Origin of the sequence: Lapillicoccus sp. (assembly GCF_036559105.1) — a bacterium.
Classification (GTDB): domain Bacteria; phylum Actinomycetota; class Actinomycetes; order Actinomycetales; family Dermatophilaceae; genus Lapillicoccus.
Window position 1 is genome coordinate 13396 of record NZ_DATBTV010000085.1, and the last position, 14068, is coordinate 27463.

The following is a 14068-nucleotide window of genomic DNA, read 5'->3' on the forward strand; positions in this document are numbered from 1 at the left end:
GCCAACGGCGGCGCGACAGGAGTGGACATGACCATCACCGCACCCGACTCCCGGACGACCGACTCCCCGGAGCCACCTCCGCAGGCGACGGTCAACGGCCGCCTCTGCTCCCTGGACGGCGTCCCCGCCAACACCACGGCGCTGAACTGGCTGCGCGACATCGGCCTGACCGGCGCCAAGGAGGGCTGCGCAGAGGGCGAGTGCGGCGCGTGCTCCGTCCTCGTCGCCCGGCCGGACTACCACGACGCCGAGGCCCGCACGCAGTGGACGGCGATCAACGCCTGCCTCATCCCGGCGGCCACCCTCGACGGCCAGGAGGTCGTCACCTCCGAGGGTCTCGGCACGCCGACGGCCCTCCATCCGGTGCAGCAGGAGATGGCGGTCCGCGGCGGGTCCCAGTGCGGCTACTGCACGCCCGGCTTCGTCTGCAGCATGGCGGCCGAGTACTACCGGGCCGACAGGGGTCAGAACCCGGAGGCGTCCTACGACGCCGACGAGACCCTCGGCTACGTCGAGCACGCGGAGAGCGAGCACGGTCCCAACGGCTTCGACCTTCACGCGATGAGCGGCAACCTCTGTCGCTGCACCGGCTACCGGCCGATCCAGGACGCCGCCTACGCACTGGGTATGCCCCCCGAGGACGATGCCTTCGCGGCCCGGCTCGCGGCCCCGCCGCCGTCGGTCCCGCACACCCGGATCGTCGAGCCGGACGGCGAGTTCGTCCGGCCGACCAGCCTGTCCGAGGCCACTCGGCTCCTCGGCGACCACCCGGACGCGGTGCTGGTCGCCGGCTCGACCGACTGGGGGGTCGAGGTCAACATCCGCGGTGTCCGTGCTCCCTACGCCATCGCCGTGGACCGGCTGCCAGAGCTGCGCGGGTTCGAGGTCAGTGAGGACTGGGTCGAGCTGGGCGCCGCGCTGACGCTCACTGAGATCGAACGCCGCCTGGACGGTCGGATCCCGTTGCTGGACCACGTGTTCCCCCAGTTCGCCTCACGGTTGATCCGCAACGGCGCCACCATCGGCGGCAACCTCGGCACCGGCTCACCCATCGGCGACACTCCGCCGGCTCTGCTGGCGCTGGAGGCAGTGCTCGTCCTGGCGTCGGCCGACGGTGGGGACCACGGAGGAGGCGCCGGAGGCGGCGGCTCCTATGGGGACCGTGAGGTCCCACTGGCCGAGTACTTCACCGGCTACCGGCAGTCGGTCCGGCAGCCCGGCGAGCTCATCAAGTCGGTGCGGATCCCGTTGCCGCTGGCCGGGATCAGTGCCTTCCACAAGATCGCCAAGCGCCGTTTCGACGACATCTCGGGCGTCGCCCTCGGCTACGCCATCGACGTGGTGGACGGTGAGGTCGTCAAGGCCCGGATCGGGCTCGGCGGGGTCGCCGCGACCCCGATCCGGGCGCTCGAGACCGAAGCCGCCCTCGAGGGCCGGCCCTGGTCGCGGGAGACCGTCCGGGTCGCGGCCGGGGTGCTGCGCCAGCAGGGCACCCCGATCGACGACATGCGGGCCTCCGCCGCCTACCGGTCGGCGATGCTCGGCACCTCGCTCCTCAAGCTCTACGCCCAGCAGTCCCGTTCCGAGCGAGGGGAGCACTCATGAGCGCCCTGTCCGAACGTCCGGCCAACCCCGTTGTCGGAGAGTCGATCCCGCACGAGAGCGCGTCGCTTCACGTCACCGGGCTCGCGCTCTACACCGACGACCTGGTGGGCCGCACGAAGGACTGCCTGCACGCATACCCCGTGCAGGTCTTCCAGGCTCACGCGACGGTGACCCGGCTCGACCCGACGCCGGCGCTCGACGTCCCCGGCGTGGTCCGGGTGCTCACGGCCGAGGACGTGCCGGGCGTCAACGACGCCGGCATCAAGCACGACGAACCGCTGTTCCCCAGCGAGGTCTGCTACTTCGGGCACCCCGTCGCCTGGGTGCTCGCCGACACGCTGGAAGCCGCCCGCCTCGGGGCGGCCGCGGTCGTCGTCGAGGCCGACCCGCTGCCGGCCATGATCAATGTCAAGGAAGCGATCGCGGCGAAGAGCTTCCAGGGCGCCCAGCCGCACATGGAGCGCGGTGATGTCGACGCCGGCTTCGAGGAGGCGGCCCACGTGTTCTCCGGCGAGTTCGAGTTCGCCGGGCAGGAGCACTTCTACCTCGAGACCAACGCCGCCCTCGCGCACGTCGACGAGAACGGCCAGGTCTTCGTCCAGAGCAGCACTCAGCATCCGTCCGAGACGCAGGAGATCATCGCCCACGTCCTCGGCGTCCACAGCCACGACGTGACCGTCCAGTGCCTGCGCATGGGCGGCGGCTTCGGCGGCAAGGAGATGCAGCCGCACGGGTATGCGGCGATCGCGGCCCTGGGGGCGACGCTCACCGGACGACCGGTCCGGTTACGGCTCAACCGGACCCAGGACATGACGATGACCGGCAAGCGGCACGGGTTCCACGCCGAGTGGCGGGTCGGGTTCGACCGCGACGGTCGGCTCGTGGCCCTCGACGCCACGCTGACGGCGGACGGCGGTTGGAGCCTCGACCTGTCCGAGCCGGTCGTCTCGCGGGCGTTGTGCCACGTCGACAACGCCTACTGGATCCCCAACGTCCGCGTCAACGGCCGGATCGCCAAGACCAACAAGACGTCCCAGACGGCGTTCCGCGGGTTCGGCGGACCGCAGGGGATGATCGTCATCGAGGACATCCTCGGGCGGTGCGCGCCACTCCTGCGGGTCGACCCGATGACGCTGCGGCGGCGCAACTTCTACGTCAAGGGCCAGTCGACGCCCTACGGGCAGCCGGTCCGGCACCCGGAGCGCGCGGTCGCCGCCTGGGACCAGGTGGTGGCGACCGGTGACCTCAACCGCCGGCTGGAGGAGGTCGCCCGCTACAACGCGGAGCACGAGGACACCAAACGGGCCATCGGCGTGACGCCGGTGAAGTTCGGCATCTCCTTCAACCTCACCGCGTTCAACCAGGCGGGCGCCCTGGTCCACGTCTACAAGGACGGGTCCGTCCTCATCAACCACGGCGGGACCGAGATGGGCCAGGGCCTGCACACGAAGATGCTCCAGGTCGCCGCGACGACGTTCGGCATCCCGCTGTCTAAGGTGCGGCTGGCTCCGACGCGTACCGACAAAGTGCCCAACACCTCGGCCACGGCGGCCAGCTCGGGCGCCGACCTCAACGGCGGCGCCGTCAAGAACGCCTGCGAGCAGATCAAGGAGCGGCTGCTCCAGGTCGCCGCCACCAGCCTCGGCATCTCCCCCGCCGACGTGCGGATCGAGGACGGCGAGGCGCACGGCGTCGCCTACACGAGCGCGCGGATCTCGTGGGACGAGCTGGTCAAGACCGCCTACTTCCGCCGGGTCCAGCTGTTCGCCGCCGGGTACTACCGCACCGAGGGCCTGCACTGGGACTCGCAGCTGTTCCAGGGTGAGCCGTTCAAGTACTTCGCCTACGGGGTCGCCGCGACCGAGGTCGAGGTGGACGGGTTCACCGGGGCCTACCGCACCCGGCGGGTCGACATCGTCCACGACGTCGGCGACAGCCTGTCGCCGCTGGTCGACATCGGCCAGATCGAGGGCGGCTACGTCCAGGGCGCCGGCTGGCTGACGCTCGAGGACCTGCGCTGGGACGAGAGCGACCGGCCGAGCCGCGGCCGGCTGGCGACCCAGGCGGCCAGCACCTACAAGCTGCCGAGCTTCTCGGAGATGCCCGAGGTGTTCAACGTCGCGCTGCTCCAGCAGGCCCACGAGGACGGCGCCGTCTACGGGTCCAAGGCCGTCGGGGAACCGCCGCTGATGCTCGCCTTCTCGGTGCGCGAGGCCCTGCGGCAGGCGGCGGCGGCGTTCGGGCCGGTGGGCATCAGTGTCGACCTGCCGTCCCCGGCGACGCCGGAGGCCGTCTACTGGGCAGTGGAGCAGGCTCGACGCGCGACCGAGCATGGTCACGTCCAGGAGGGCTTCCCCGGCGTGGTCCCGGAGCAGCCCGGCGCGGACGCCCACCCGGCGCACCCCACGTCGGAGCACTACGAGAAGCCCGTCCCGGCGCGGGCGTAGGGAGCGGACGAATGAGCTGGGTCGCCGCCGTCGAGGCGCTGAGACAAGAGCGCCGCGCCGGGGTGCTCGTCACCCTGGTGACGGTTCGAGGCCACGCCCCGCGAGAGGCCGGCGCGAAGATGGTCGTCACTGCCGATGCGACATGGGACAGCATCGGCGGCGGCAACCTCGAGGCCACCGCGGTGGCCCGTGCGCGCGCCATGCTCGCCGACGCGACCATCCGCATACCGGAGCTGATGTCGTTGTCCCTCAACGACAAGGCGCCAGTCGAGCACGGCGTGCAGTGCTGCGGCGGCGAGGTCACCATCCTGCTCGAACCGCTCGCCGTCGTCCCGTCCGTCGCGATCTTCGGCCTCGGCCACGTGGGCGTCGAGCTCGCCCGGATCCTCGCCCGCCACGACGTCGAGCTGCACCTCGTCGACTCGCGCACGGAGCAGGCCTCCGACCGGGCGCTGGCCGGCGCCACGCGGGACGCCCTGGCCCGCGTGCACGTCCACCATGCGCCGGTACCCGAGCTGGTCCTCGGCCAGGTCCCGGAGGGAACCCACGTGCTCATCATGACGCACGACCACGCCGAGGACATCGCCCTGTGCGACGTCGCGCTGCGCTGCTCGCATCTCGGCTCCGTCGGGCTGATCGGCTCGTCGGCCAAGTGGTCCCGGTTCCGGGTCAAGCTGGCGGAGGAGGGTCATGGGCCCGATGCGCTCGCCCGGATTACCACGCCCATCGGGCTGCCGGACGTCGCCGGCAAGGACCCTGCCACCATTGCCGTGAGCGTGGCCGCCGACCTCGTCCGGACCTTCGAGCGCGACCGCGCTCAGGCGCATACCGAGGCCTCCCGATGACGATCTACCGCGCGACGGTGCTCGACACCCCGGAGAGCCCCTTCACCGGAGGTCGGCTCCGGTCGGAGCAGGATGCCGGAATTCTGGTGCAGGACGGGGTGATCCGGGCCCGAGGGTCGTTCGCCGACGTCACCCGGGACCACGCCGGCGAGGAGATCGTCGACCTGCGCGGCGGCGTGCTGCTGCCGGGTTTCGTCGACACCCACGTCCACTACCCGCAGCTGCGCGTCATCGGCGGGATCGGCATGCCGCTGCTGGACTGGCTCGACCGGTGCGCGCTCCCCGAGGAGGCCCGGCTGGCCGACCCGGCCTACGCCCGCGCGGTGGCCGGCGAGTTCGTCCACGGGCTCGTCGCCGCCGGCACCACCAGCGCGCTGGTCTTCGGGTCGCACTTCGCCAGCGCCGTGGACTGCCTGTTCGCCGAGGCCGACCGGGTCGGACTGCGCGTCACGGCAGGCCTCGTCGTCGGCGACCGGGTGCTACGACCCGACCTGCTCACCACCCCCGAGCGCGCCCACGAGGAGGGCCAGGCCCTCGCCACGCGATGGCACGGGAAGGGCCGACTCCGGTATGCCGTAACGCCGCGGTTCTCGCTCTTCGCCAGTCCGGAGCTGCTCGAGTCCTGCGCGGCGCTGTCCAAGGACGTCGACGGAGCCTGGTTCACCTCGCACATCAACGAGAACGTCGCCGAGATCCAGCAGGTCGCCCGGCAACACCGGCTGGCCATCGACTATCTCGACACCTACGACCACTACGGGCTGGTCGGGCGGCAGAGCGTCTTCGCCCACAACGTGCACGCCACCGAGCGTGAGCTCGCGGTGCTCGGCGCCCAGCAGGCGGCGGTGGCGCACTGCCCGACGAGCAACGCGGCGCTGGCCAGCGGCCTCTTCCCGCTGCGGCGTCACGTCGAGTACCACATCCGGGTCGCGCTGGGCTCGGACGTCGGGGCCGGCACCGGCCTCTCGCTGCTCAAGGAGGGCCTCCAGGCCTACTTCATCCAGCAGCTGCAGCAGGAGGCGGGTCTCGCCCTCACCGCGGCCCACCTGCTGCACCTGGCGACGAGCGCCGGCGCCGACGCGCTCGGGCTCGACGACGTCGGGGACCTGTCCGTGGGGCGCCAGTTCGACGCGGTCTGGGTGCGGCCGCCGGTCGGCAGCACGCTGGAGACGGCCCTGGAGCACGCCCAGGACCCGGACGACGCACTGGCCAAGGTCTTCGCCCTCGGCGGCGTAGCCGACACCGCGGGAGTCTGGGTCGGCGGCACGCGCCTGCTGGGCTGACCTGGCTGACTCGCTGCTTCGGCTGACCAGGCCCACCTAGCCCGACCGGGCACCGATGAGCCGGCGCCGCCGTGAACGGCGGCGCCGGCTCAGGTGTGGGTGGTTCGGGTCAGTCGCGGAACGCGTCCTTGACCTTCTCGCCGGCCTGCTTGACGTTGCCCGACGCCTGGTCGGTCTCGCCCTCGGCCTGCATGCGCTCGTTGTCAGTGGCGTCGCCGACGCCTTCCTTGACCTTGCCCTTGGCGATCTCGCCCTCGTTCTTGGCCTTGTCCATCAGTCCCATGGCTGCCTCTTTCCGTATCCGTCTCGTGAACGGGTGGCCCAGGGATGGACTCGCCTAGACGGCGACGTCCAGGAGCCACGCCACAGCACCTACCCGTTGTCACCGCTGGACAAACGTGGCCGCTTGGGGCCGCGGCACCCAGCGGACTCCCAGGGTCGCGGGCTTGCTCGTTTCGGAAATTGATGGTTCGGTGGGGTCACTGGTCCAGAAGTGGCGCCATGGGTCGAGCGATTCTCCCCAGGAGCCACCATGACCAGGTTTGACCGCACGGAGTACCTGTTGCGCGACCTCGAGGACGGCCGACCCGTCGAGCCGGAGACCGCCGAGGCGGTCGTTCTGCTCAACCTCGGCCTCGCCGACGGGATCGCCAGCCGCTACCTCGGCCGGGGGATCGACCGCGACGACCTCATCCAGGTCGCGCGGCTCGGCCTGGTCAAGGCGGTCCGTCGCTTCCGGCCGGGACTCGGACAGTCGTTCGCCGGGTTCGCCGCGCCGACCATCTCCGGCGAGATCAAGCGGCACTTCCGTGACGCCGGCTGGATGGTCCGTCCGCCGCGGCGGCTGCAGGAGCTCGGGGTGCGCATGCGCGAGGCCGAGAAGGATCTGGAGCAGAACCTGCACCGTCGCCCGACGCCCGACGAGATCGCGGCCGCGCTCGGTGTCGACGTGGCCCAGGTCCGGGCCGCCCGCGAGGCGGCGTCGAGCTTCCATGCGCTCTCCCTGGACGTCCCCGCCGGCCCCGAGCAGCCCGCCATGGAGGTGGCTCCGCCGGAGTCGGACGACCCGTTCACCGCGGTGGACGACAACGCCTGGCTGCAGGAGGCCCTCAGCGGTCTCACCGACCGCGAGCGGCTGGTGCTGCGCCTGCGCTTCGTCGACGTGCTGACCCAGTCGGACATTGCCGACCGGATCGGCGTGAGCCAGATGCAGGTCTCCCGCATCCTGCGCTCGATCCTCACCCGGCTGCGCAGTCGGCTGCAGGAATCCATGAACGATGCCGCCTGAGGCGCCGCCCTCCCCGAACGGCAGGAGCCGGGCCGGATGGTGCGCCGGCCCGGCTCCTGCGACGTCCCGGTCCGAGAAGGACCGGGATGCCTCACATCGTCAGTACCAGTACTTTCTGCCGCCGACGGCGCGTCCCGTGGCGCCGAGCAGCATGAGGACGAGCCCGATCACCAGGACGATGATGCCGATCGTGACAAGGATCGAGATGTGGGCCAGCCACCCGATGAGCAGCAGGATGATTCCCAGGACGATCATTGATGTCTCCAGGTTGTCGCAGGGGTCGGCTGGAACCGGAGCGGTCCCAGGCGGCTCAGCACGCCCCCGGCGCGATGAGCCGCAGATGACCGTACCCCTCGGAGGCGTGGTCGAAACCTCCCCCCTGGAGTGTCAGAATCAGTCCTGATCGGACCCCGACCGACAACCCCTTGACGGTGAGCCCATGGACACACCACTACCCGACCTCGCCGGACCCTCCACCATGTCGAACGACGCGCTCGGCGCCCTGAGCCGGATCCTCTACGCCTCCGACAGCTTCGACGAGATCTACAGCGCGATCGTCACCACGGCGGTGCGGGTCATCGACGGCTGCGACCACGCCAGCATCATGCAGCGGGGCCGGGACGGCCGGTTCAAGACCGCCGTGTCCACCGACGACGTCGCGCGCAGCATCGACAAGCTGGAGCAGCTGCACCAGGAGGGGCCCTGCCTCGACGCCATCGTCGAGGACGCACCGCAGTTCGAGGACGACCTTGCCGACCCCACCACCCAGTGGCCCTCGTTCGCCGAGCAGGTTGTCCGGCTGACCCCGGTACGGTCCGCCGCCGGGTTCCGGATCATCGCCGGGAAGGAGAAGATCGGCGCCCTGAACCTCTTCTCCGACCGCGTCGGCGGCATCAGCGAGCGCTCGGCGGACCAGGCGATCATCCTCGCCGCCTTCGCGTCCGTCGCCGTCTCGGCGCTCCACAGCAAGGAGGAGGCACGGACCCTCTCCGCCGGCCTGGAGAGCAACCGGGAGATCGGCAAGGCCATCGGGCTGCTGATGGCCTTTCACAAGATCTCCGACGACGCGGCCTTCGACCTGCTCCGCAAGGCCTCGCAGGACATGAACATCAAGCTCGCCGAGGTCGCCCGCGAGGTCGTGGCGCACCACAACGCGGGTCGCGCGACTCCCCGGATCGGCTGAGGTCCCGGGTTCAGCGGAGGCCGACGGCGTCGTGGTCCCACCAGATCCGGTGGTACACCAACGTTCCCGTCATCCACTCCTCGTAGGTGGGTAGCCGCAGGACCTGGAACGCACCGAGCGGAATGCGCCGCGACGGCCGCCGGAACCCGAGGTGATCGGCCGCCACGAAGCCGAACCGCGCGTAGTACGCCGGCGAGCCCTCGAGGAAGACCAGCGGCTCCGGCCGCTCGCCCAGCTCGCCCAACGCATACCGGACCAGCGCCGAGCCGAATCCCCGCTCTTGGAGGGCGGGGAGCACCGAGAGGGGACTGAGCACGAGGACGTCCACCAACCGGTCCGGGGCGTCGAGCAGGCTTCGGGTGAAGGACACGTGCCCGGCCACCCGACCCTCGTGCTCGGCCACGAACGACAGCCCGACCCAGGCGTCCGAGGCGCGCAGGTCGTCGACGATCCGCTCGACGCCCTCGTGGTGGCCGAATGCGGCGCGCACGACCTCGCGGACCTCGTCCTCCTCGCCGGGGCGCTCCGGCCGGTATGCGGTGGGCTTCGCCACGAGCCGACGGTAGCCCGCTACGGCCCGCCCGTCACGCTGCCCACGGGCTGAACCCGAAGGCGCTGCGGACCGGGGTCCCGTCCTAGGCTGCCCCGCATGTCACCGAAGACTCTGCGCCGCGTCGCCCTGCTGACCGCCGGTGGGTATGCGCCCTGTCTGTCCGCCTCCGTCGGCGGCCTGATCGAGCGGTACACGGCCCTCCTGCCGGACGTCGAGATCATCGCCTACCGCCACGGCTACCACGGCGTCCTCACCGGGACGTCCGTCGTCGTCGACGCCTCGGCGCGGGCCTTCGCCCGGGTGCTCCAGGAGTACGGCGGCAGCCCGATCGGCAACAGCCGGGTCAAGCTCACCAACGCCGAGGACCTGGTGCGCCGCGGCCTGATCCAGGAGGGCCAGGACCCCCTGGAGGTCGCGGCCGAGCAGCTGCGCCGCGACGGGGTGGACGTCCTGCACACCATCGGGGGCGACGACACCAACACGACGGCGGCCGACCTCGCCGCATTCCTGCGCGACCGCGACTACGACCTCACCGTCGTGGGCCTGCCGAAGACCATCGACAACGACATCATCCCGATCAAGCAGTCGCTCGGCGCGTGGACGGCGGCCGAGCAGGCGTCGCGGTTCGCCCAGAACGTGCTGGCCGAGCACGGCTCGAACCCGCGGATGCTCATCATCCACGAGGTGATGGGCCGGGGCTGCGGCTGGCTGACCGCGGCGGCGGCGGCGCAGTACCAGGAGTGGCACGCCGGCCGTCAGTGGGTGCCGTCGATCGGGCTCACGCCGGAGCGGTGGGACATCCACGCCGTGTTCGTGCCGGAGATCGCCATCGACATGGACGCGGAGGCCGACCGCCTGCGAGCCACGATGGACGAGATCGGCTGCGTCAACATCTTCCTGTCGGAGGGGGCCGGTGTACCGGAGATCGTCGCCGCGATGGAGGCGGCCGGCGAGGAGATCCCCCGGGACCCCTTCGGCCACGTCAAGCTCGACCGGGTCAACCCCGGCGAGTGGTTCGCCCAGCAGTTCGCCCAGCGGGTCGGCGCCGAGAAGACGATGGTCCAGAAGAGCGGCTACTTCTCCCGCTCCGCCCCCGCGAACGAGGCGGACCGGACGCTCATTGGGCAGATGGTGGAGGTCGCCGTCGAGGCGGCGCAGCACGGCGTGGCCGGGGTGGTCGGGCAGGACGAGGAGCGCGACGACCGGCTGCGCACCATCGAGTTCGAGCGCATCGTCGGGGGGAAGGCGTTCGACACGTCGGTGGACTGGTTCCAGTCGGTGCTCAAACGCACCGGTCAGGTCTGATCGCTGTTGCGGGGTCCCCGCGACGTATCGGAGCGGAGCGTGGGGTCCCCGCGACGTATCGCGGCGAAGCCGAGATCGTCGTGGGGAGAGCTTCGTGGGGTGACCTGAGCGCGCCCAATCTCCCACTCGACCCGGCGCGAGCCGTCCCAGCGGCGGACCGCCGAGGCGACGACCCGCACACCGGCTGAGGCCTCGCCCTGCGCGAGCGCGGCGACGAGGCCGATGGCGCGGTCGACGTCCGCTCGAGCAACCCGCCGCGCCAGGGTGACGTGCGGCGTCCACTGCCGCGGCGAGGAGAGGCTGTCGTCCGGAACGCCGCACGCGTCGGCGACGGCGGCCTGGAGCCCGCGCATACCGTTGCTCGGTTCGAGCAGCCGCACGAGCACCCACGGACCCCGGCCGAACAGGGTGACGGCGCCCCAGACGGCCTCGACAGGAAGGCGGCCACGGACGGCAGCGGCCACCGCGGACTCCGTCTCCGCCGCGAGGCCGGAGAGGGCCACGAGCGTCGTGTGCGGTCGGTTGCTCGGCGCGGTGTGACGCGCCTGGGACGGCAGCCCGGCCTCCGACAGCGCGTCCCAGATCCGGACGACGCCACGTTCGGCCGCGGGTTCGAGGAGCAGCTCGACGGACTGGACCACCGCACGAAGGGTATTCCGGAACCGTGAAGTGAACCGGATCCGCCCACTCAGCGTCTCCCCGTTCGCCGACCCTGCCTGCGGCCGGCGCCCCGGTAGGGGGGCGGCGCCGGTCACGGCAGGGCGACAATTGAGCAGTACGGGACGGCACGAGCAGCGGGGAGGGAGGACGGTCATGCCGCTGGACGAGGCGGTGGTGGCGGAGATCTACCGCGAGCACGGTCCGGTCCTGCGCCGGTTCGTCGGCCGGACCTCGCTCGACCCGGGACGCACGGAGGACGTCGTCCAGGAGGTGATCCTGCGGGTCTGGAAGCAGGCGCCGCACGTGACGAGCATGAGGGCGTACCTGCTCCAGACCGCCCGGAACATGCTCATCGACATGCACCGCGCCGCCGGACGCCGCGTCGTGGAGGTGGCCGCCGACCGTGACGACGACGCCCGGGCTCGGCTCGACCCGCGCACTCCCAACCCGGAGAAGGACATCGACCGCGCCCTCGACCAGATCCTCGTCGAAGAGGCGCTGGCTCGGCTGCAGCCCGACCACCGCCGCGTGGTCGTCGCCCTCTACTACCAGCGGCTCAGCGTCGCCGAGGCCGCCGATCACCTCGGCATCCCGGCGGGGACGGTCAAGTCCCGCGCCTTCTACGCCGTGCGCTCGCTGCGCACCGTGCTCGACGAGATGGGAGTGACCCAGTGACCGCCGGACCGGCTTCCGACCCCGAGCACGAGGAGCTCCAGCTGCTCCTCGGTGCCTTCGTGCTCGGTGGCCTCGACACCGCCGAACACCACGCGTTCTCGCGTCACCTGCGCACCTGCCAGGTATGCCAGCGCGAGGCCGCTCAGCTGTCCGGCCTGCCGGCGCTGCTGGACCTCGTCGAGCCGGGTACCGAGTCCGGGTCGGCCGACGGGCCGGTCCCCGACGCTGATGCTGCGGTCCCCGCCGAGACGCTCGCGCCGGTCGCCCTGCTGGACCGTGTCCGCGCCGAGCGGCGTCGTCGGCGCTGGCGGCTGGGAGCGGTGGCCGCCGCGCTCGTGCTCCTCGCCGGCGCGATCGGCGCGGCCGTCGGTCCGGTCACGAACCGGCTCAACGCCCCGCCGACCCGCGGCCTGGTGGCGGCCGCCGCGCCGCTGACCCCGGGGCAGACAGCGCCCGCCCAGGTCGAGATCGACCTCGTGACGCGTACCTGGGGTACGCAGCTGGACGTCCGGGGGTCCAGCCTCCCGGCCGGCGAGGTGATGTTCCTCGCAGTGACCGACCGGGACGGCCACCAGTACGACGTGGCCAGCTGGACCGGCACTCCGACCGGACGCGCCGTGCTGACGGCGGCCTGCTGGATGAAGCCCGGCGACATCTTCCAGATCCAGGTCCACACCCGCGCCGGCGCCCCGATCGCGACCGCGACCACCTGACCACTGGCCTCCCGGCCGTCCCCAGTTCTCGGACATGTCTGAGTTGTTGCGGGCTCCCGGCCCGAAAGCCCACTGGCCGGACATGTCTGAGAACTTGCCGGCGTCGCTCGCTTAGGCTCGGAGGGTGCGGATCGTCTCTCTTCTGCCGTCGACGACGGAGATCCTCTTCGCGGTGGGGGCCGGGGACGACGTCGTCGGCGTGACGTTCGAGTGCGACTACCCGACCGAGGCCCGCACCCGCCGGATCGTGTCGACGTCGGCGCTGCCCGAGGGCCTCGGCGCGGCCGAGATCGACCGGTTGGTCAGCGAGCGGATGCGGGCCGGCGAGGACCTGTACCACCTCGACGAGGGCGCCCTGGCGGGCCTGGACGCCGACCTCGTCGTCACCCAGGACCTCTGCGCCGTCTGCGCCGTGGACGTCTCGGTCGTCGACGAGGCGCTGGCCCACCTCGGTTGTCGCGCCGACGTCCTGACCATCGACCCCCACACCCTCGAAGAGGTGCTCGCCTCCGTCGTGACGTTGGGCCGGTCGAGTGGCCGCGCGGCAGCCGCCGAGGAGCTGGTCGCCGGCTTGGGCGAACGGCTGGCCCGTGTCGACGACGCCGTGGCCGGCCGGCCGCGCCCAGGTGCCCTGGTCCTCGAGTGGACCGACCCGCCGTTCGCCCCCGGCCACTGGGTTCCCGAGATGGTCCAGCGGGCCGGTGGCACCAGCGTCCTCGGGACAACCGGTGAGAAGTCGTACCGCACCACGTGGGCCGCGGTCTCTGCCTCCCGGCCCGAGGTCGTCGTCGTCGCGCCGTGCGGCTACCACCTCGCCGGAGCCACCGAGTTGGCCGGCGACCTGGTCGCCCGCGACGTGCTGCCGAGCGGCATACCGGTGTGGGCCGTCGACGCCAACGCGTCGTTCGCCCGTCCCGGTCCCCGGCTGGTCGACGGCATCGAGGCGTTGGCGGCGATCTTCCACCCGGAGGTCCTCGGCGGCCCGGACCCGGGGATGGCCCGCCACATCGCGTGAGTGGGAGGAACCCGTGACCGAGGACGAGATCATCGCGTTCGCGTCGGCGCTGCCCGACGTCGCCGTGGAGACCGCGAGCGCCGAGTTCGGAGCGCCCGAGGCCGCCTGGGGCGACTCGTTCGTCTACGTCGACCCTCCGGGAGCCGAACCCGAGCCGCCCGAACGCCGCTGGCCGTTCGCCACGCTCGTGGTCCACGACTACGCGGGCTTCGACGAGTCGTCACACCTCGACCGGGAGGGGGTCTTCCGGGTGAACGTCAACGTCGGCAAGCGCCGGTTCGAGGAGCTGGTGGGCTACCCGCCCTCCCAGCACGGGGCGCGCCGCGACGAGCACGACTACGCCGAGCTCGACCAGGTGCTCCCCCACCCGGAGTACGGCCAGCAGGCGTGGGTATGCGTCGTCTCGCCCGGCGACCGGACCGCGGACCTCGTGCGGGCTCTCCTCGCGGACGCCCGCGACCGCGCCGCAGCGCGCCGGCGCCCGCGGGAGTGACCGCCG

The 14068-nt window shown here is 71.8% G+C and carries 15 protein-coding genes; 11 read left to right on the forward strand and 4 right to left on the reverse strand.

Annotated features, from left to right (window positions below; translation table 11 throughout):
- The first annotated feature begins 27 nt into the window (after window positions 1–27).
- From VIG79_RS11035 to VIG79_RS11050, 4 genes are read left to right on the forward strand one after another with little or no spacing between them, the layout of a single operon-like run.
- Window positions 28–1605, forward strand: a complete 1578-nt coding sequence (locus tag VIG79_RS11035; RefSeq protein WP_331885517.1) for a xanthine dehydrogenase small subunit — start codon at window positions 28–30, stop codon at window positions 1603–1605.
- Window positions 1602–4052, forward strand: coding sequence for a xanthine dehydrogenase molybdopterin binding subunit (xdhB, locus tag VIG79_RS11040; RefSeq protein ID WP_331885519.1), 2451 nt, complete (start codon window positions 1602–1604; stop codon window positions 4050–4052). Before VIG79_RS11035 ends, xdhB begins: the two co-directional genes overlap by 4 nt.
- Window positions 4053–4063: 11 nt before the next feature.
- Window positions 4064–4897 carry a xanthine dehydrogenase accessory protein XdhC gene (gene xdhC, locus VIG79_RS11045; RefSeq protein WP_331885521.1) on the forward strand — a complete coding sequence of 278 codons (834 nt, stop codon included), beginning with the start codon at window positions 4064–4066 and terminating at the stop codon, window positions 4895–4897.
- Window positions 4894–6177, forward strand: coding sequence for a guanine deaminase (locus VIG79_RS11050; protein ID WP_331885523.1), 1284 nt, complete (start codon window positions 4894–4896; stop codon window positions 6175–6177). The genes xdhC and VIG79_RS11050 overlap by 4 nt, the downstream gene beginning before the upstream one ends.
- Before the next feature lie 109 nt (window positions 6178–6286).
- On the opposite strand, the gene VIG79_RS11055 is transcribed toward VIG79_RS11050, so the two are convergent.
- Window positions 6287–6460 carry a CsbD family protein gene (locus tag VIG79_RS11055; protein WP_331885525.1) on the reverse strand — a complete coding sequence of 58 codons (174 nt, stop codon included), beginning with the start codon at window positions 6458–6460 and terminating at the stop codon, window positions 6287–6289.
- A 249-nt stretch (window positions 6461–6709) separates the two neighbouring features.
- Between VIG79_RS11055 and VIG79_RS11060 the strand changes: the two genes are divergently transcribed.
- Entirely contained in the window at window positions 6710–7465 is a 756-nt protein-coding gene (locus VIG79_RS11060) for a sigma-70 family RNA polymerase sigma factor (protein WP_331885527.1), read from the forward strand.
- Window positions 7466–7564: 99 nt separating this feature from the next.
- Here VIG79_RS11060 and VIG79_RS11065 read toward each other — a convergent pair whose 3' ends face one another.
- The gene (locus tag VIG79_RS11065) at window positions 7565–7720 is read right to left on the reverse strand and encodes a DUF6131 family protein (RefSeq protein WP_331885529.1); all 156 of its coding nucleotides are present in this window, start codon (window positions 7718–7720) and stop codon (window positions 7565–7567) included.
- Between the two features lie 184 nt (window positions 7721–7904).
- On the opposite strand from VIG79_RS11065, the gene VIG79_RS11070 reads away from it, so the two are divergent.
- The gene (locus VIG79_RS11070; RefSeq protein ID WP_331885531.1) at window positions 7905–8648 is read left to right on the forward strand and encodes a GAF and ANTAR domain-containing protein; all 744 of its coding nucleotides are present in this window, start codon (window positions 7905–7907) and stop codon (window positions 8646–8648) included.
- A gap of 10 nt (window positions 8649–8658) precedes the next feature.
- Here the strand turns inward: VIG79_RS11070 and VIG79_RS11075 are convergent, their stop codons facing one another.
- Complete coding sequence (locus tag VIG79_RS11075) at window positions 8659–9201, reverse strand: N-acetyltransferase (RefSeq protein ID WP_331885533.1); 543 nt, start codon at window positions 9199–9201, stop codon at window positions 8659–8661.
- 96 nt (window positions 9202–9297) lie between these two features.
- Between VIG79_RS11075 and VIG79_RS11080 the strand changes: the two genes are divergently transcribed.
- Window positions 9298–10506: a pyrophosphate--fructose-6-phosphate 1-phosphotransferase gene (locus tag VIG79_RS11080; protein WP_331885535.1), complete on the forward strand. Its 1209-nt coding sequence runs from the start codon at window positions 9298–9300 to the stop codon at window positions 10504–10506.
- On the opposite strand, the gene VIG79_RS11085 is transcribed toward VIG79_RS11080, so the two are convergent.
- Window positions 10497–11147: a 2'-5' RNA ligase family protein gene (locus VIG79_RS11085; RefSeq protein WP_331885537.1), complete on the reverse strand. Its 651-nt coding sequence runs from the start codon at window positions 11145–11147 to the stop codon at window positions 10497–10499. The genes VIG79_RS11080 and VIG79_RS11085 overlap by 10 nt on opposite strands.
- Window positions 11148–11319: 172 nt before the next feature.
- Here VIG79_RS11085 and VIG79_RS11090 point away from each other — a divergent pair, with 172 nt between their 5' ends.
- From VIG79_RS11090 to VIG79_RS11105, 4 genes are all read left to right on the forward strand, one after another.
- The gene (locus VIG79_RS11090; protein ID WP_331885539.1) at window positions 11320–11841 is read left to right on the forward strand and encodes a sigma-70 family RNA polymerase sigma factor; all 522 of its coding nucleotides are present in this window, start codon (window positions 11320–11322) and stop codon (window positions 11839–11841) included.
- Entirely contained in the window at window positions 11838–12554 is a 717-nt protein-coding gene (locus VIG79_RS11095) for a zf-HC2 domain-containing protein (RefSeq protein WP_331885541.1), read from the forward strand. Before VIG79_RS11090 ends, VIG79_RS11095 begins: the two co-directional genes overlap by 4 nt.
- A 124-nt stretch (window positions 12555–12678) precedes the next feature.
- The gene (locus VIG79_RS11100; RefSeq protein ID WP_331885543.1) at window positions 12679–13569 is read left to right on the forward strand and encodes a cobalamin-binding protein; all 891 of its coding nucleotides are present in this window, start codon (window positions 12679–12681) and stop codon (window positions 13567–13569) included.
- Window positions 13570–13582: 13 nt separating this feature from the next.
- Complete coding sequence (locus VIG79_RS11105; RefSeq protein ID WP_331885545.1) at window positions 13583–14062, forward strand: DUF6194 family protein; 480 nt, start codon at window positions 13583–13585, stop codon at window positions 14060–14062.
- Window positions 14063–14068: the final 6 nt, after the last annotated feature.